This window comes from Rubrobacter tropicus, from assembly GCF_011492945.1.
Classification (GTDB): Bacteria; Actinomycetota; Rubrobacteria; order Rubrobacterales; family Rubrobacteraceae; genus Rubrobacter_D; species Rubrobacter_D tropicus.
Window position 1 is genome coordinate 1,934,705 of record NZ_CP045119.1, and the last position, 17,768, is coordinate 1,952,472.

Sequence of the window (17,768 nt, forward strand, 5' to 3'; positions counted from 1 at the left end):
GCTGCATGGACGTCGAGAAACGCCGGGACGAACGACGCACCGAGTCCGGTATCGAGGTCAAGCCCCTCTACGGCCCCCCGGACCTCGAAGGTTTCGATTACCAGGAGAAGCTCGCCGACCCCGGCGCCTTCCCTTACACCCGCGGCCCTTACCCCTCGATGTACCGCGGCCGGCCCTGGACTATGCGCCAGTACGCGGGCTTCGGGACCGCCGGAGAGACCAACCGGCGCTTCAAGTACCTCACGGAGAATGGCCAGACCGGACTCTCCGTCGCCTTCGACCTGCCGACCCAGATGGGCCGGGACTCGGACCACGAGCTTAGTCTCGGCGAGGTCGGAAAAGTCGGGGTCGCCATAGACTCCCTCCTCGATATGCGCGACCTCTTCGACGGGATACCCCTCGCCGAGGTCTCGACCTCCATGACAATAAACGCCACGGCCTCGACCCTGCTGCTCCTCTACTCGCTCGTCGCCGAAGAACAGGGCGCGAGGCCCGAGCAGGTAACCGGCACCACCCAGAACGACGTCCTGAAGGAGTACCTGGCGCGCGGGACGTACATCTACCCGCCGGCTCCTTCCATGAGGATCACGACCGACATGTTCGCGTACTGCGCGAAGGAGCTTCCGCGCTGGAACACGATCTCGATCTCCGGCTACCACATCCGCGAGGCGGGATCCACGGCCGTCCAGGAGCTCGCCTTCACCCTCTCCAACGCCATCGCCTACGTCGAGGCGGCGACCAAAGCGGGGCTCGAAGTCGACGAGTTCGCCCCGCGGCTCTCGTTCTTCTTCAACGCCCACAACGACCTCTTTCAGGAAGTCGCCAAGTACCGGGCGGCGAGGAGGATGTGGGCCAGGATCATGCGCGACCGCTTCGGCGCGACCGACGAGAGGAGCCTGAAGCTCCGCTTCCACACGCAGACCGCAGGCTCCTCGCTCACCGCCCAGCAGGCCGAGAACAACATAGTGCGAACGACGGTTCAGGCACTCTCGGCCGTGCTCGGCGGCACCCAGAGCCTTCACACCAACGCCTTCGATGAAGCGCTCGCCCTGCCGACCGAGCGGAGCGCCCGCATAGCGCTCAGAACCCAGCAGATCCTGGCCAACGAGGGCGGCCTCACCGACACCGCGGACCCCCTGGCCGGCTCGTACTTCGTCGAGTCGCTGACCGACGCCGTGGAGGAGGAAGCCTGGGAGTACATCGGCCGGATCGACGAGATGGGCGGTTCGGTCAAGGCCATAGAAGAGCGTTTCATGCAGGCGGAGATCGAAGACGCGGCCTTCCGCTACCAGCGCGAGGTGGAGAAGGGGGAGCGAATCATAGTCGGCGTGAACCGCCACGCCGGCGACGAGGACCCGGAGATGGACCTCCACACCGTGGACGAGTCGATCCGCGATACCCAATCCGCCCGCCTCGCCGAACTCAAGGAGGCCCGCGACAACGCCGCCGTGGACCGCGCGCTCGCGCGACTGAAGGCGGCGGCCGAGGGCGACGAGAACCTCCTCTATCCTATGCGGGAAGCATTGTCAGAGCTCGCCACCCTCGGCGAAGTCTCCGACACTTTACGCGGGATCTTCGGCCAATATAAACCCTGAAGCGGTTTGCAAGGAGGTCGAACCTCCTTGCAGGGCGATCGGCTTTCAGCTCTCAGCTCTCAGCAAGAGCAAAAAGCCGACCGCGCGGATCGCGGTGGCATTGCCACCGCGATCCGCCTTAGAGGCCTTTCCGATAGAATCGTACACAACGTGGAGCCCTTCACGTTTGCCGGGGTGCCCGCCGGGTAAACTGGCAAGGCTTACGAAAAAGGCAAACCCGTCGCGAGGCGGGGACGCAAAGCCACGGGCCTCTTGCTGAGAGGGCGCCGGGTCGCCGAAGGAGGGTTCAATGTCTTTGATCCGTAGAACAAGCTTGTTGGCCGGGGCTTCCACGGCCGCGCTTCTTGTGTTTATTAGCCTTCAAGGGGCTACCCAGGAGGCCATGACCCAGCCCGTTCGGGAGGAGGATCCTACCTACCAGGAGGGTTCCGCCCGGCAGTTCGCGCCGGGTGAGATCATCGTCGGCCTCGAACAGCCGGCCTCCCAGGCGGACCTCCGCGACCTGAACCGGGAGACGGGGGCCACTATCGAAGAAGACCTTCCTCGCAGCGATGTGAACGTCGTGGACCTGCCGCGCGACCTGACCGTGAACGAGGCGGTGCGGGCCTACGAAAACTCTCCCGACGTCGCTTACGCCGAGCCGAACTTCAAGCTCCAGCCGGCCGCGGTCCCGAACGATCCCCAGTTCAACAACCTTTGGGGCCTCAACAACACCGGGCAGACCGGCGGGACTTCCGACGCCGACGTGGACGCGCCGGAGGTGTGGAACACGGCCACGGGCAGCCAGGACACCGTCGTTGCCGTGATCGACGAGGGCATAGACACGAACCACCAGGACCTCAGGGGCAACCTGTGGACGAACACCGGCGAGATAGCCGGTAACAACGTCGACGACGACGGCAACGGTTACGTGGACGACGTCAACGGTTACGACTTCGCCAACGACGACGCGAGCGTCTACGACCCCGACCCCATAACCGGCAACGGCGACGAGCACGGCACGCACGTCGCGGGCACCATAGCCGCCACCGGCAACAACGGGGTCGGGATCACGGGCGTCAACTGGCGGGCGCAGGTCGCCTCCCTCAAGTTCCTCGGCGCGAACGGTGGCTACACCTCCGATGCCGTAGAGGCCATCAACTACGCGGTCGCCGAGGGCATGGACATCTCCAACAACTCCTGGGGCGGCGGTGGCTACAGCCAGGCGCTGCGCGACGCCATCGCCAGGGCCGACGCCGCGGGACACATCTTCATAGCCGCGGCCGGCAACGGTGGCTCCGACGGGGTCGGCGACAACAACGACGCCACGCCGCACTATCCCTCCAACTACGAAGTCCCGAACGTCGTCTCCGTGGCCGCCACCGACGACACCGACGCCCTCGCTTCGTTCTCCAACTTTGGGGCGACCAGCGTGGACCTTGCGGCGCCCGGCGTCGGTATCCTGAGCACGCTGCCGGGCAACAGCTACGGCAGGTACAGCGGCACCTCGATGGCGACACCCCACGTCGCCGGCGTCGCGGCGCTCATCAAGAGCCGGGAGCCCGGCCTGGACGACGCCCAGATCAAGGCCCAGCTCCTGCAGTACGTCGACAACAAGGCGAGCCTCCAGGGCAAGGTCGCGACGAACGGCAGGATCAACGCCCTGCGCTCGGTGACGGAGAACGCGGACACGACGAAGCCGACCGTAACGGAGAAGCGCCCGGTGCCTGCTAGCAGCATCCGGGACCGCACGCCCAAGATCACGGCGACCGTCAAGGACAACAAGACCGATCTCCAGAAGGGCAACATACAGCTCTACGTAGATGGTTCGGCGCGGGGCGGGTTCACCTACTACGCGGGTGTGGACCGGCTCATCTACACTACCCCGACGCTCTCTTACGGCAACCACAGCGTCAGGATCGTCGCCAAGGACACGGCCGGCAACACCACCTCCTCCAGCTGGGGCTTCAAGGTAGTCAGGTAAGACCGGCCGGGGCCAAACCAGCGCGCGGGAGCCGGGGCACAGTGAGTCCCGGCTCCCGCTTCTCTGCGCTCGGTTGTCGGGCCGCAAAGATGGACGGTTTGGGGGAGGGCTTATGGTAGTATTGGCCGGAAATGGGGGCTTTCGCGTCCCGTTTTCGTACCCGTTCTAGAACACGGGCTTCGGCCCGCGGGAGGTTGGCAGACGTGGTTGATTGGTTCCGCAGACGAGCGGGAAAAGACGAGGCCCCAGGTAGCGCGAACTCGGGGCCTGCCGGCGGGCTAGAGGCCGAGACGGCCGGGGAGTTGGTGGATCGGACGCCCAAGCCCGAAGAGCCCGCGGACGGGTTCTCGGAGGCCGGGATACGGGAGGCGTTGCGGGACGTCAGGGACCCTGAAATTGGGCGCGACCTCATCTCGCTCAACATGATCCGGAACGTCGACATCGAGGGTTCCGGCGTCACAGTCGGTGTCGCGCTGACGACGGCGGGCTGCCCGATGAAGCACCGGATCACCACCGACATCAGGGACCGGCTCATGATGATCGAGGGGATCGAGAGCGTCGAGATCGACTTCGGCGTCATGACCGACGACGACCGCCAGAACTTGATGACCTCCCTGCACGGCGGCCCCTCGGAGCTTGCCCCCGCCTTCCGGGACGAGTCGAAGACCCGCATCATCGCCGTCGTCTCCGGCAAGGGCGGGGTCGGCAAGAGCACCGTCGCCGTCAACCTGGCCGCCGCGCTCGACAGGGCCGGCAAATCGGTCGAGATCCTGGACGCCGACGTCCACGGCTCCTCCATCCCCGTGATGCTCGGCTCGACCGAGAAGCCGAACGTTGTGGGAGGCGTGATCTTCCCGATAGAGTCCGAAACGGGCCTGAAGTTCATCTCCATGGGCAACTTCGTCAACGAGGGCCAGGCTATCATCTGGCGTGCCCCCATCGTCAACAAGGCCCTCACCCAGCTGATGCGCGACGTCTACTGGGACGAGCCCGACTTCATAATCGTCGACATGCCCCCCGGCACCGGCGACGTCGCCCTCACGGTCGCCCAGATGATCCCCAAGGCCGAGGCGCTGGTCGTAACCACCCCCCAGGCCGACGCCGCCCGCGTCGCCGTCAAGGCGGGCAAGATGGCCGTCCAGGCCCACCTCAAAGTGGCCGGCGTCGTGGAGAACATGGGCCACGCCGTCTGCCCGTGCTGCGGCGAGGAGATGAAGATCTTCGGCGGCGACGGCGGCAACCAGGTGGCCGAAGAGCTCGGCTCCACGGTCATGAGCCGCATCCCCATCCTCCCGGACGCAACAGGCGAACCCGGCAACGCCCTCTTCGACGAGGACTCGGCCCCCGCCCGCGCCTTCGACGAGATAGCCGCGAGCCTGTCCGCCACCAAGGTGCGGCGGCGGATAAAGGTGTTGTAGGTAGGTTTCAGGCTTCGGGTTACAGGCATCAGGAAAGAAGGGAGGGGCCCCGCATTTTCGCGGAGCCCCTCCCTTCTTGTAGGCTGCTACTCGGGACTTTACCTGATAGCTGAGGCCTGAAGCCTGTTATCAAACCAGTCCGAGCCCCTTCACCGCGTCGCGCTCCTCTTTGAGTTCGTTCACGGTGATGTCGAGTTTGCTCTGCGCGAAGTCGCCGATCTCGAGTCCTTCGACGATCTCGTAGTCGCCCCCCGAGCATCGAACGGGGAAGGAGGAGATGAGGCCTTCTTCGACGCCGTACTGGCCGGAAGAGGGGACGGCCATGGAGCGAAGGCCGTCGGCGCCCAGAGCCCAGTCGCGGACGTGGTCGATGGCGGCGTTGGCGGCGGAGGCGGCCGAGGAGGCGCCGCGGGCTTCGATTATAGCGGCGCCCCGCTTGCCTACGGCGGGCATGTACTCGTTCTCGTACCAGTCGAGGTCCACCTTGTCGGAGGCGCGCTCGCCGTTCACCGTGGCGTTGAAGAGGTCGGGGAACATCGAGGGGGAGTGGTTGCCCCAGACTACGAGGTCCTGGACGTCCTCGACGCCGACGGAGAGCTTCTGGGCGAGCATCGAGACGGCGCGGTTCTCGTCGAGGCGGGTCATCGCCGTGAAGCGGTCGCGGGGGACGTCCGGGGCGTTGCTCATCGCGATCAAGGCGTTCGTGTTCGCCGGGTTGCCGACCACCAGGATCTTCACGTCGTCGGCCGCACCGGCGTTAATCGCCTCGCCCTGGGGCTTGAAGATGGCGCCGTTCGCCTCCAACAGGTCCGCCCGCTCCATTCCTTTTTGACGCGGCCTGGCGCCGATGAGCAGGGCCACGTTGGAGCCGTCGAAGGCTTCGTTCGCGTCGGCGGCGATATCTACCGAGTCGAGCAGGGGGAACGCGCAGTCGTGGAGCTCCATCGCCGTGCCTTCCGCCGCCTTTAGGGCCGGCTCGATCTCCAGCAGCTTCAGCTTTATCTTCTCGTCGGGCCGAGCAGTTGGCCCGAGGCGATACGGAACAGGATCGCGTACCCGATCGCTCCGGCGGCGCCGGTCACCGTGACGGTCTTTGTCATCTGGTCGTCTCCTTCTATCTCGTGCCCGTCTTCGATAGGAATACCCACGCAAATCATAGGGAAACCCGCGGCCTTCTGCCGCCGGTGCGGGCGGTAGAATGCATCCGGTCCTAGTTACACGAGAGCACGGAGGATTTTGGAGCTAGCAGAGGCGATACGGTCGCGTCAGAGCATCAACCGCGTAAAGCAGGACCCCGTGCCCGACGAAGTCGTCGAGGAGGTTCTAGAGAGCGCGGTGCACGCGCCGAACCACAAGATCACCGAGCCCTGGCTCTTCCACGTCTTTACCGGCAAGGGCCGCGGCGAGCTCGCCCGCGCCCGCGCGGAGACGGCCAGGCTTCAGGCCGAGGAAGAGGGCGAAGACGAAGAGATGGCCGCAGGCCGCGTAAGCCGCGAGCGCAAGAAGGCCTTCCGGGCCCCGGTCGTGATAGCCGTGATCTCCCACGCCGGCCGCGACGAAGTCGAGACCACCGAGAACTACGCCGCCTGCTGTGCCGCCGTCCAGAACATGCTCCTGACGGCCCACTCTTTGGGCCTCGGCGCCATCTGGCGCACCGGCCCCGTCGCCTACCACCACCACATGCGCGAGTTCTTCGGGCTAGAGGCGGCCGACAGCATAGTCGCCTACCTCTACCTCGGCCACCCGGACATGGGCGAGCGGCCCCGCCGCCGCGAACCCGTCTCCGAGAAGACGACCTGGCACCGCGGGTAAAGGTTGCCGCAACCGGAAACCGGGTACTGGCGTATCCAGAGTCGTCACCGAACAGGGAGATCCCATGAAGACCATCCTCAGAAGGCTACTGATCCTCGCCGCCCCGCTAGTGTGGCGCAAAATAAAAAAACGCCGCAGCCGGGGCAGGTAAGGAAGAGCCTGTCAGCTGGTCAGCACGGCGCTTCGCGCCTGTCAGCCAGTCAGCTTTTTTCCGGCTGAGTTGCTGACAGGCTGAAGCGCTGACCGGCTATTCCTCTATCGTGACCGCTTCGAAGCCCTTTTCGGAGCTCTTTACGCGCACTACGGCCTCTCCGGGCTCGTGGTAGAGGATCACCGGCGCGTTTTTCTCCTCGGCCTCGGTCAGCACCTCGATGCGATTGCGGCGGGCCGCGTCAGGGTCGGTGTCCACGCCGGCTATGAGGTCGGGGTTGAGCCAGATCTTGGCCGGCGCGAGGTCGGCTGTGTACAGGGCGACGTCGTCTCCGGCCCCGATCCAGACCACCTGATGCCCCTCGGAGTGACCGCTTCTTACTTCGACCCTGACCCCGGGGACGATCTCCCCGTCCCCTTCGAGCAGCTCGCACCAGCCTTCCTCGGCGCCCTTCTCCACGGCCGGCACGGCCTCCCGCCTGCCGTCCCCCTCGGGCATCTCTTTGGCCTCTTCGAGGGCGGCCCGCTGCACGTAGATCGTCGCGTTCGGAAAGCTCGGGGGTTCCAGTGCCCAGCCCACGTGGTCGGCGTCCAGGTGCGAGAGCACTACGTGCGTCACGTCATCCGCTGAGTAACCGGCTTCCCGGAGATGATCCATCAGGTCCTCTTCCCGCTTGAGCTCGTAGCGCCCGACGAGGATCTCGGGTAGCTCGGCGCCGAACCCGGCGTCCAAAAGGACGAGCGACTCCCCAGTTTGGACGAGGACGGGGTGCATGGCGCCCTTGATGCGCGCCTTTTTCGAGCCGCCGAAGAGGTTGCCCGCGTCCGTCACGAAGACGCCGTCGTCGAGCAGGTGGACCCGGGCCGATCCCACGTTGAAGCTTTCAACCTTAGCCAATCTCGCCGTCCTCTCTTGTTTGTGGGAACGAATGATAGCTGCGGCCAGCTGCGTGCGCTCCTCTCCGGCTTTCGTCCGCGAGTCGCCCCTAGCGTGGTTGGACCACGGAGAAATCCTCCATATGGGGTATGCAGATCGGCATCGCACGCGTCATACTGGCCGGCATGGAGATGATGAGGACCACGCCAAAGAGCGCCCGCGCCACCCGCCATCGGTGGTGGGTCCTGGTCCTCATCACCGTGCTTCTCTCGACGCTGGTCCTTACCGGTCGGGGCGACGCTTCCACAGCCTACGACTCCGAAGAGCTGCAGTTTCTCGGCCTCATAAACGACTACCGCAAGGAGAATGGTCTGCGGCCCCTGCTTCTCTCGGACACGCTCACGGTCTCCTCCGAGCGTCACTCCGAGGACATGGCCGACTACGGCTTCTTCGCCCACAACACCGAGAAAAGTTCCTATTACCCCGCGGCCTCCGAGCCCTGGGACCGCATGGAGGCCGAGGGCTACCGCTACAACACCGCCAAGGGGGAGAACCTGGCGGTCGGCTACGAGACGGCCGAGGAGGCGATGAAGGCGTGGCAGGAGAGCCCCTCGCACAACGAGGCCATGCTCGACGGCAACTACCGCGTGATGGGCGTCGCCCGGATCAACGCGCCCGGAAGCGTCCACGGCTGGTACTGGACCACGGACTTCGGCGGCCACGTCGACCCGAGCGCCCACGCCGCCGGTGAGAGCCCCGACCCCGAAAAGCAGGCGCCCAAACCCGCGGATAAGCCCGCGACTCCTCCCACCGCGCCTGCGGAAGAATCCTCCGAGCCCTTCAGGGACACGAACGAGCTCGAGAACGGGGCCATGGGCAAGCTCGGGGTCTGGAGCCAGCGGGCCAGGGACGGGGCGGATCTCGTCCTCCAAGAGGGCTACGCCCGCCTCGGCGGCTATCACGACGGGGTCGACGAGTTGCGGCAGAGGATCCGGGTGGGCGAAGACTCCAGGCTCGCCTACGACCTCAAGATCAGGACCGGGGGCGACCAGCCCGCCGACCGGATGGCCGTACGCCTCACGGACGGGCAGGGTAAGACCTTGGCCGTGCTGGAGGAATACACCGGGCGCGAGGCCGTCGCCTGGGAGCGGGAGCGGGTCGACCTCTCTCGATTCGCGGACCGGACGCTCTTCCTAAGCTTCCACGCCCAGACCAACGGAGACGGGATCACGACTTTCCAGGTGGACAAGGTCTCCCTCGCCCGTTGAGGACCTGCGCTACCCGCGCAGGCGGTCGCCCACCACGTCTTTTAGCGCGGTCGCGAACGTGGCCGGGTGTTTCAGCAGGCTATAGACGGGGGCGTCCCCGGTGAAGCTCTCGATCAGCGCGCGGCTCGCCTCCCGGTCCCGCTCGCAGGCCTTGAACAGCGGTTCCAGCAGGCCCAGGTTGGGAACGAGGTTCACGAGCGCGTGGCCCGAGAGGTGTTCGCGGGCCCGCTGGCGCCGGAGCTGGCGGGCGTAACCAGAGAGAACGGACGCCGAGAAGTCCTTGCGACCATGGGCCTCGTGGGACCAGGCGGCGGCCAGGCGGCCGGATTCTATGGCGTATCCGACGCCTTCGCCGCTTATTGGGTGGATCAGGCTCGCCGCGTCCCCGACGGTCATTACGCCCTGACCGTGAAGCTTCGCCCCCCACATCCCCATCTTGAGCGACCAGCTCTTCGCCGGCCCCTCGGGTTCCGCGTTCCTGAGCCATTCGGCCATCCGCGGCTCCTCCAGGAAACGGTCGAAGTAATCCTTCAGGTTCCGGCCGGTCTTCTGGAGGGCCCTCGTCGAGACGCCTGCCCCCACGTTGGCCCTCCCGTCCCCGAGGTAGAAGACCCAGCCGTAGCCCGCGCCCTGGGCGTTCATGTCCTCCGTTATAAAGACGTGGATGTCTTCCTTATCAGGGCCATTCACGCCGCGGAAGTACTGGCGGCGGGCCACCGCGTTCTGGTGGGCCTTCATCTGTGATTCGAAGCCCCCGACGCCGTCCGCGACCACGACGAGCGGCGCGTCGAATTCAACGGCCCCCCCGTTCTGGGCGGCGAGGCCCGTTACATCGCCGGCCGGGGAGCGGAGGAGCTTCGTGGCGCGGGTGCGGGGGAGGAACTCGGCCCCAGCACCCGTGGCCCGTTCCAGCAGCTTCGCGTCGGTCTCTTCGCGCCGGATGACGTACCCATGCGGGCCGTGCAAGGTGGGGGGGACGCCCTGCCGAATCTTGGCCGTTTTCGTGAAGATCGAGAACCCGCTGAACCGGCCGTGGTGCGGCTCGTCGAGCCAATCCCCGAGTCCCATCATCGCCACCTCGTTCGCCGCGTGCGGCATCAGGCCATCCCCGCAAGGTTTATCCCGCGGGAAATCCTGACGGTCGAGAAGCAGGGTCTTGAGCCCGGCTCTGGAGGCGTGATAGGCCGTGGAGGAGCCGCCGGGGCCGGCGCCCACGACGACGAGATCGTAGCGCTCGCTCATCGTATTCCTTCCCAACGTGCCGCCGATTGTGACAAAATGTCAACCCGCTCCGCCTGGAGCGGGCCACATTATACCGACGCGTCAGAAGGAGGCACCCCCCTTGGTGGATAGAACCCGCCCCGCGCGCTACGCACCGGGCGACCGCGCCGCCCTGAAAGCGACGGGACAGCCGGTTAGCATACTCGAGGTCCGACGTGGCGAGTTCGTCCCCGACTTCGTTTATAAGGTTCGCATACTCGCCGAGAAACCGGCGAGGCCGTACAACCTGTCCGTCCCCGAACACGACCTGGCAGACCTGGCGGTCTGAGCTGACAGCTAGAAGCCCTCGCTAGTCACGCTCATGTAGGCGACGTCGACGAGAGGAACGCCGGTCTCCAGGGCGCGGTCAATGGCGCGGGTGAGGACTTCCGCGGCGACGCCGGCGTCGGGGAAGTGGCCGTCGAGGAGGCGGGCGGCGCGGGCTATCTCGTAGAAGGAGAAGCGGCGGCGTTGGCCGGTGAGTTCGTAGACGGCTTCGAGCACCTCGAAGCGCAGGGAGATCAGCTGCTCCAGCCGCCAGCGGATCTCGTCCACCGTCAGGTTCATCGTCTGGTAGAGGCGCGCGATCTCGGCGACCTGAATGAGGGTCTGTGGCCGTTTGAGGAGCCGGCCGACGGAGGTCTCGTCGAGGTAGCGCCTGGCGGTTATGCGGGCGAGCGCGAGGCGGCCTTCGGGGGTCTCGTAGCCTGTGAGATGCCGGAATCCTTCCGGCCCGCCCGGCCCCGCCAGCCTGACCTCCTCGTTCCCCGCGAAGACCCGCGGGTGTGCCCGCCGGCGTAGTAGCCGATGTGCCGGGCCATGCGCGACGCCTCCGGGGACGCCTCGGCGGTGCGGATCTCGACCCAGCGTCTTACGGTGCCGGAATACAGCCTCTCCAGGGCGCGCCACGTGGCGTCCCCCCGCAGGTCCACCTGGCCCGGCTTCTCCATCACCACGGAGACTTCCACGTCCGGTATAGAGCCTTCGTACGCCCGTCGGATGGCAGCGAGCAGTTCCTCGAACTCTTCGTCGACCGCGCCTGCGAGGTAGCGGCGCCTCTCGGCCGGGAGGACGTACATGAGGCGGCTCTTGATCCTGCGCTCCTTGCCCTCGGCGGCCTTGAGCCGGTCTATTGCCTCGTAGAGCTCGCGCCTCCTCTGGTATACGAGCGTCGTGAGGCGGTCCACCTCGGGGTCCGTCGCGATGCTGCGGGACCACGCCTCGTCCCTGGCGGAGCAGGCCGCTTCGTGGGCGTTCTCGGCCCTCAAGACCGACCGTTCCTCTCTCTCGCGTTCCGCCTGGGCCTCGCCCAGCTCGCGCTCCAGGGTCTCTATAGTCGAAGGCATCGCGCGTTCCCCGTTCCCACCACACCTCTCACCACCAAGAATCCATTCTACAGCACCCCCGGTGCCGCGGAAGGCCGCGAAATGCTCGCCTGCGGAACGTTCCAGAGGAACCGCCGTTGCGCCGGCTTGAGAAAACCACTAGATTTCCAGGTGTCCGGGTCCCTACGAAGGGAGAGCGCATGGAGTTCGAGACGGGAGGACGGCCAGATCCGTCCGGTTCCGGGGGTTCGGGCGGAGGGACGGGCACGCGACCGCCCGGTATGTCCGCGTCCGCGGGGAATGAGTTTGACTACAGGGACCCGGTTGGGACCTTCGTTGGGGCCACCAGGGGTGTTCTCACCCGGCCGGTCGACTTTTTCCGCGGTATGGCGAGGCAGGGAGACTTCCTCAACCCCGCGCTATACGCCCTGATCTGTTACGAGATCTACGCCGTTCTGGGCGGGATCATTGGGCTGTTGTTCGGAAGTATCGGCTCCTTAGGCGCCGGCACTGCCGGCGAGCAGGCCGCGGGCGTGGCGACGTCTTTCGGGGGTTTCATAGCGGGAGTAGTGCTCGCCCCCTTCTTCGCGGCGCTGATACTGCTCATCATGGCAGGCATCAAGCACCTGCTGGTGATCCTGATAGTGGGCTCCTCCAACGCGGGCTTCGAGGCGACGCTGCGCGTCCAGTCCTACGCTTTCGCCACGAGGGTATTCTGGTGGGTGCCCATACTAGGTTCCTTGGCGGGCTTCGTTTACGGCATCTACCTGTCCGTCGTCGGAATCCGCGAGGTTCACGCCACCACGACGGGCAAAGCGGCCCTGGTGGTCCTGATACCCGTGGGCGTCGTGCTGATCCTCGCGCTCTTGCTGGCCGCGGTGATAGGCGCCGCGATCTTCACGCTCCTCCAGCAGCAAGTCTAGCTTTCCGCGCCGAGAACGGACCGTTAGCTGGCCGCGCGGCTGGCCGCTATACTATGCCGATCCAAATCGAAGGGGGTCGCGCGTGGCGCAGACGGTTACTCTTATACCCGGTGACGGCATCGGGCCGGATCTTACGGACTCCGTCAAGGAGGTCATCGGCGCGCTCGACGTAGGTATCGAGTGGGAGATCGCCGAGGCCGGCGAGGCGGTCATGGACAGGGAGGGCACGCCCCTTCCCGAGTCCGTGCTGGAATCCATCCGGCGCAACAAGGTAGCCATCAAGGGCCCCCTGACCACCCCGGTCGGGACGGGCTTCCGCTCCGTGAACGTGGCTTTGCGCAAGGAACTCGACCTCTACGCCAACATCAGGCCGAGCCTGAGCCTGCCGGGGATAGAGACGCCGCACGAGAACATAGACCTGATCATCTACCGCGAGAACACCGAAGACCTCTACGCCGGCGTCGAGCACATGGTCGGCAAGCACGCCGCCGAGTCGATCAAGATCATCACCCGCGAGGGCACGGAACGCATCTGCCGCATGGCCTTCGAGCGCTCCAAAGAACAGGGCCGCAAGCACATAACCGTGATCCACAAGGCGAACATAATGAAGTTCACGGACGGCCTCTTCCGGGACGTCTTTTTCGAGGTCTCCAAGGACTACGAGAACGACTTCGAGGAGATCGACGACCGCATCGTGGACAACATGGCGATGCAGCTCGTCACGAAGCCGAACCTCTACGACGTGCTCGTCTGCCCGAACCTCTACGGCGACATACTCTCCGACCTGTGCGCCGGCCTTACCGGGGGCCTGGGCGTGGCCCCGGGGGCGAACATCGGGGAGGAGATCGCGGTCTTCGAGCCGGTCCACGGCTCCGCTCCGAAGTACGCGGGCCAGAACCGCGCCAACCCGCTCGCGACGCTTCTATCGGCCAAGGAGATGCTGATACACCTCGGCCAGTCCGAGGCCGCCGACCGGATGCAGACCGGCATCGAGGCGGCCCTAAAGAACCCCGAGACGCGCACCAAGGACCTCGGAGGCAGCGCGGGCACCAAAGAGTTCACGCAGGCCATCATCTCGAACCTGTAGGGGCGACCGATGCCCTTTGCCGGAGCCGCGGGTTACGGGCACGGGGCGTCTACCCGCGCGCCGGCGCGGGGCCTGGGGTAATCCGGGGCTCCCGGACCCTTATGCGAGTCGCGATCTTCACGGAGACCTTCGTGCCGGCATTGGACGGGGTCGTTACGCGGCTGAGGAGCACGATAGACGAGCTCCTCAAAGTGGGCGACGAGATGATGGTGATCGCGCCCAGTTATGGAGAGGGCCCGGCCTACTACCACGACGTTCCGATCCACCGCGTCGCGAGCGTGCCGTTCCCCCCGTACCCGCAGATAAAGCTCGCCCCGAGCAACCCGCGCGTGGGACTGGCCCTCAAAAAGTTCAAGCCCGACCTGATCCACGCCGTCAACCCTTTCGTTCTCGGAAGCGGCGCCCCTTTTTTCGCCCGCCGGTTGGGGGTCCCGCTCGTCGCCTCCTACCACACGAACGTCACTACCTACGCCCGGTTCTACGGTCTGGGGATCGGCGAGAAGGCGGGACGTTGGTGGACGCGAACGCTGCACAACAGGGCGCGGATCAACCTCTGCACCTCCGAGACAACTCGAAAGTACCTGAGCGAGGACGGCATCGAACGTCTCCACGTCTGGCCCCAGGGCGTGGACACCATGCGTTTCCACCCGAAGAAACGCTCGGAGAAGTGGCGCTACAAGCTCTCAGGCGGGCGTCCTGATGCCCCGGTCTTGCTCTACGTCGGCCGGCTTGGACGCGAGAAGAGCATCGGCAGCCTGAAGGAGGTTTTGCGAGCCCTGCCTGGGGCGCGGCTCGCCCTCGTGGGAGACGGTCCGGCCCGCGGAGAGCTGGAGGAGGAGTTCGCGGGAATGCCGGCGGTGTTCACCGGCACGCGGCGTGGGGAGGAGCTCACCGCCGCCTACGCCTCGGCCGACGCCCTGGTATTTCCGTCGACGACGGAGACGCTTGGCCTGGCGATGCTCGAGGCGCTCTCGTCCGGCCTGCCCGTCATCGCCGCGCGGGCCGGGGCCTCGCACGAGGTCGTCACGGACGGCGAGAGCGGATTGCTTTATGAGCCGGGTGATTCGGCCTCGCTCGTCGCGGCGTGCCGCCGGGTTCTGTCCGACGCGGACTTGCGCGCCCGGCTGGGCGAAGGGGCCAGGGCTACCGCCGACAACAAAGACTGGGAGGCGGCCACGCGGGCGCTGCGGGGGTACTATGAGATGGCGCTGGCGGACGGGTGAGCAAGCGCGCCAAGATCAAGAGCGGCGGCCTCCGGTTCTCGAAGTTCTCCCTCGTCGGGCTGTCGAACGCCGTCGTCGATATCGGGGTACTGAACCTTTTCCTGTGGCTGCAGCCGACCAGGGAAGTTTCGGTGCTCGTCCTCTACAACGGCGTCGCGCTCGTGCTGGCGAACGTGAACAGTTACGTGGGCAATACCCTGTGGACGTTCCGGGGGAGGGCCGAGCACAATTTGCGCCAGACCTCGCTCTTCATATTGCAGGCGCTCATCAACATCAGCATCAGCAACGGGCTGTTCTGGGTGCTGATCCACCCGCTTCTGGTCGACACGGACATACCTGCCTACCTCGTCGGGAACGTCGCCAAGATCGTCTCCGTGGTGGTTGCGTCGGTGATCAGCTTCTTCCTCCTGCGCTACGTGGTGTTCTCCCGCAAACGCTGGTTCAACGGTCGCTTGTAAGAGCAAATGGGCCGTGCTAAATTAACGCGGCACGCGGAAGTAGCTCAGCTGGTAGAGCATCACCTTGCCATGGTGAGGGTCGCGGGTTCGAATCCCGTCTTCCGCTCTGGCCGCGGGCCGACTGGCGGCATGGCCGAGTGGTTAGGCAAGGGTCTGCAAAACCCTGCACCCCGGTTCGACTCCGGGTGCCGCCTCTCGGAGAGGCCAGCCCGGGTGACACGGGGCGATTAGCTCAGGGGGAGAGCGCCTTCCTGACACGGAGGAGGTCAGTGGTTCGAATCCACTATCGCCCACTTTTGGGGCCTACGGCCCCGCTTTCAGCGGTCGGCTATCAGCTTTTTAAGTTCACTGTATGAGCGTCTATCAATGCGGTTCCTGGTAGCATCTTCCCCGTAGAAACGTTGGATCAAAGGCACGTGTACACGAACCGCCCTGCTGACGGCTGAAAGCTGAAAGCTGAAGGCGCCGACTGAAAGGAGGCACATGCCCTCCATCACCCTCCCAGACGGCAAGCAGTTGGACGTAGAACCCGGCGCCAGAGCGCTCGACGTGGTCGAGCGCATCGGCCCACGCCTGGCCCGCGACGCCGTGGTCGCGAAGATCGACGGCGAGGTCGTCGATCTTGACTCGCCGATAGACGGTGGGGGCGCGTTAGAGGTCATTACGAAGGACTCTCCTGAAGGCCTCGAAGTGCTACGGCATTCGACGGCCCACGCGATGGCGCAGGCGATCCTGGAGCTCTTTCCGGGCAGCAAGCTGACCCTCGGGCCTCCGATAGAGAACGGCTTCTTCTACGACATCGAGGTGGAGGGACGCATCACGGACGAGGATCTGCCGCGCATCGAGGAGCGGATGCGCGAGATCGTCGCCCGCGACCTGCCGGTCACCCGCGAGGAGGTCTCGAAGGGCGAGGCCGAGCGGCTCTACGAAGACAACCCGTACAAGAAAGAGATAATCGCTGGCCTGGAAGACGGGGACATTACCGTCTACCGTCAGGGAGATTTCTTCGACCTCTGCCGCGGCCCGCACGTTCAGAGCACGGGCAGGCTCGGGGCCTTCAAGCTCCAGAACATAGCGGGGGCCTACTGGCGGGGGGACGAGAAGAACCCGATGCTCACCCGCGTCTACGGCACGGCCTGGCCGACGGAGAAGGAGCTAAAGGCCTACCTCAGGCGTCTGGAGGAGGCGAGGGCGCGGGACCACCGCAAGATCGGCAAGGACCTGGACCTGTTCACGTTCTCCCCGGACGTCGGCGGCGGGATTCCCCTCTTCCTGCCGAAGGGGGAGATGCTTCGACACCTGATGGAGGGCTACGTCCGCGACGTGCAGACCCGTCACGGTTACGACCACGTCTGGACCGGGCACCTCGTCAACGAGTCGCTCTACGAGAAGAGCGGGCACCTGGAGCACTACGTCGACTCCATGTTCCCGCCTATGGTCGAGGGTGAGACCCACTACCGACTCAAGCCGATGAACTGCCCGAGCCACATGACGCTCTTCAACTCCCGCGCCCACTCGTACAGGGACCTGCCGCTACGCTACGCCGAGTTCGCGACGCTATACCGTTACGAGAAGAGCGGCGAGCTAAACGGTTTGACGCGGGTAAGGAGCCTCACGCAAGACGACGCCCACGTCTTCTGCACCGAGGATCAGGTCCAGGAGGAGTTCGCCCGCGCCCTCGAAATAGTGCGCGAGGTACTCGACACCTACGGGTTCGACGAGTACCGGGTCCAGCTCTCCATGCGCGATCCGGACGACAGCAAGTACATAGCAGACGAGCAGAAGTGGGCCAGGGCCGAGCAGGAGCTGCGCGAGGCGCTCGACGCCGCCGGCATCGACTACGACGAGGAGGCCGGGGAGGCTGCCTTCTACGGCCCCAAGGCAGACTTCATGGCGAAGGATGTGCTGGGTCGGGAGTGGCAGCTCTCCACGATCCAGGTCGACTTCCTCCAGCCCTTGCGCCTCGGGTGCGAGTACGTGGGCGAAGACGGCAAGGAGCACACGCCCGTGCTTCTCCACCGGGCGGTGACCGGCTCCACGGAGAGGTTCCTAGGCGTTTTGATCGAGCACTACGCCGGCGCTTTCCCCGTCTGGCTCTCGCCGGTGCAGGCCGTCGTCATCCCCGTCTCCGACCGGCACAACGATTACGCCCACGAGGTCAGGGATCAGCTGGCAGAGGCGGGAATCCGGGTCGAGGTGGACGACGCTCAGAACAGCATGCAAAAGAAGATCCGGGAGAACGCCCGGCAGAAGATCCCCTACCTCCTCATCGTCGGCGACAACGAGGCCGAGGCAGGGACCGTGAACGTCCGCCGCCGGGGCGAGAAGCGGCAGGAAGAGGCGCCGGTCGCGGAGTTCGTAGAGGCCGTTCGGGAGCAGGTGCGCTCGCGAGAATAGTTCCATATAGAC

The 17,768-nt window shown here is 65.6% G+C and carries 15 protein-coding genes, 3 tRNA genes, 1 pseudogene and 1 riboswitch; of the genes and pseudogenes, 14 read left to right on the forward strand and 5 right to left on the reverse strand.

The features are described 5' to 3' along the window. Positions 1–5: 5 nt before the first annotated feature. The 3 genes from GBA63_RS09620 to GBA63_RS09630 all read left to right on the forward strand — a co-directional run bounded on the left by GBA63_RS09620 (position 6) and on the right by GBA63_RS09630 (position 4,976). Positions 6–1,595 (forward strand): acyl-CoA mutase large subunit family protein, encoded by a 1,590-nt coding sequence (locus GBA63_RS09620; RefSeq protein WP_166175580.1) that lies wholly within the window; start codon positions 6–8, stop codon positions 1,593–1,595. Between the two features lie 200 nt (positions 1,596–1,795). After that, positions 1,796–1,874, forward strand: a riboswitch (cyclic di-GMP riboswitch). Positions 1,875–1,977: 103 nt separating this feature from the next. Next, positions 1,978–3,558 carry a S8 family peptidase gene (locus GBA63_RS09625; protein ID WP_166175582.1) on the forward strand — a complete coding sequence of 527 codons (1,581 nt, stop codon included), beginning with the start codon at positions 1,978–1,980 and terminating at the stop codon, positions 3,556–3,558. A 203-nt stretch (positions 3,559–3,761) separates the two neighbouring features. Beyond that, on the forward strand, positions 3,762–4,976 hold the full coding sequence (locus GBA63_RS09630; protein ID WP_166175584.1) for an Mrp/NBP35 family ATP-binding protein: 1,215 nt from the start codon (positions 3,762–3,764) through the stop codon (positions 4,974–4,976). A gap of 129 nt (positions 4,977–5,105) precedes the next feature. Here the strand turns inward: GBA63_RS09630 and GBA63_RS09635 are convergent. After that, positions 5,106–6,076 (reverse strand): annotated as a pseudogene (locus tag GBA63_RS09635) (malate dehydrogenase). A 136-nt stretch (positions 6,077–6,212) separates the two neighbouring features. On the opposite strand from GBA63_RS09635, the gene GBA63_RS09640 reads away from it, so the two are divergent. Next, on the forward strand, positions 6,213–6,788 hold the full coding sequence (locus GBA63_RS09640) for a nitroreductase family protein (RefSeq protein ID WP_166175586.1): 576 nt from the start codon (positions 6,213–6,215) through the stop codon (positions 6,786–6,788). Between the two features lie 247 nt (positions 6,789–7,035). On the opposite strand, the gene GBA63_RS09645 is transcribed toward GBA63_RS09640, so the two are convergent. Next, positions 7,036–7,836, reverse strand: coding sequence for an MBL fold metallo-hydrolase (locus GBA63_RS09645; protein WP_166175588.1), 801 nt, complete (start codon positions 7,834–7,836; stop codon positions 7,036–7,038). A gap of 128 nt (positions 7,837–7,964) precedes the next feature. Here GBA63_RS09645 and GBA63_RS09650 point away from each other — a divergent pair, with 128 nt between their 5' ends. Then, a complete protein-coding gene (locus GBA63_RS09650; RefSeq protein WP_166175590.1) occupies positions 7,965–9,083 on the forward strand; it encodes a CAP domain-containing protein in 1,119 nt (372 codons plus the stop codon). Positions 9,084–9,092: 9 nt separating this feature from the next. Here GBA63_RS09650 and GBA63_RS09655 read toward each other — a convergent pair whose 3' ends face one another. Next, positions 9,093–10,325: a geranylgeranyl reductase family protein gene (locus GBA63_RS09655; RefSeq protein WP_166175592.1), complete on the reverse strand. Its 1,233-nt coding sequence runs from the start codon at positions 10,323–10,325 to the stop codon at positions 9,093–9,095. Positions 10,326–10,425: 100 nt separating this feature from the next. Here GBA63_RS09655 and GBA63_RS09660 point away from each other — a divergent pair, with 100 nt between their 5' ends. Then, the gene (locus GBA63_RS09660) at positions 10,426–10,632 is read left to right on the forward strand and encodes a hypothetical protein (protein ID WP_166175594.1); all 207 of its coding nucleotides are present in this window, start codon (positions 10,426–10,428) and stop codon (positions 10,630–10,632) included. Between the two features lie 8 nt (positions 10,633–10,640). On the opposite strand, the gene GBA63_RS09665 is transcribed toward GBA63_RS09660, so the two are convergent. Beyond that, positions 10,641–10,898, reverse strand: a complete 258-nt coding sequence (locus tag GBA63_RS09665) for a hypothetical protein (RefSeq protein ID WP_166175596.1) — start codon at positions 10,896–10,898, stop codon at positions 10,641–10,643. 110 nt (positions 10,899–11,008) lie between these two features. Further along, positions 11,009–11,689 (reverse strand): hypothetical protein, encoded by a 681-nt coding sequence (locus GBA63_RS09670; RefSeq protein WP_166175598.1) that lies wholly within the window; start codon positions 11,687–11,689, stop codon positions 11,009–11,011. A 179-nt stretch (positions 11,690–11,868) separates the two neighbouring features. Here GBA63_RS09670 and GBA63_RS09675 point away from each other — a divergent pair, with 179 nt between their 5' ends. The 8 genes from GBA63_RS09675 to thrS all read left to right on the forward strand — a co-directional run bounded on the left by GBA63_RS09675 (position 11,869) and on the right by thrS (position 17,756). Beyond that, entirely contained in the window at positions 11,869–12,591 is a 723-nt protein-coding gene (locus GBA63_RS09675; RefSeq protein WP_166175600.1) for a YIP1 family protein, read from the forward strand. Positions 12,592–12,673: 82 nt separating this feature from the next. Beyond that, positions 12,674–13,678: an isocitrate/isopropylmalate dehydrogenase family protein gene (locus tag GBA63_RS09680; RefSeq protein ID WP_166175602.1), complete on the forward strand. Its 1,005-nt coding sequence runs from the start codon at positions 12,674–12,676 to the stop codon at positions 13,676–13,678. A 101-nt stretch (positions 13,679–13,779) separates the two neighbouring features. Further along, positions 13,780–14,901: a glycosyltransferase family 4 protein gene (locus tag GBA63_RS09685; protein WP_166175604.1), complete on the forward strand. Its 1,122-nt coding sequence runs from the start codon at positions 13,780–13,782 to the stop codon at positions 14,899–14,901. Next, a complete protein-coding gene (locus GBA63_RS09690; RefSeq protein ID WP_166175606.1) occupies positions 14,898–15,359 on the forward strand; it encodes a GtrA family protein in 462 nt (153 codons plus the stop codon). The genes GBA63_RS09685 and GBA63_RS09690 overlap by 4 nt, the downstream gene beginning before the upstream one ends. Before the next feature lie 33 nt (positions 15,360–15,392). Then, positions 15,393–15,465 (forward strand) — tRNA-Gly (locus GBA63_RS09695). A 17-nt stretch (positions 15,466–15,482) separates the two neighbouring features. After that, a tRNA-Cys gene (locus GBA63_RS09700) sits at positions 15,483–15,553 on the forward strand. 27 nt (positions 15,554–15,580) lie between these two features. After that, positions 15,581–15,652, forward strand: a tRNA-Val gene (locus GBA63_RS09705). Positions 15,653–15,842: 190 nt separating this feature from the next. Next, positions 15,843–17,756 carry a threonine--tRNA ligase gene (gene thrS, locus GBA63_RS09710; RefSeq protein WP_166175608.1) on the forward strand — a complete coding sequence of 638 codons (1,914 nt, stop codon included), beginning with the start codon at positions 15,843–15,845 and terminating at the stop codon, positions 17,754–17,756. Positions 17,757–17,768 lie beyond the last annotated feature (12 nt).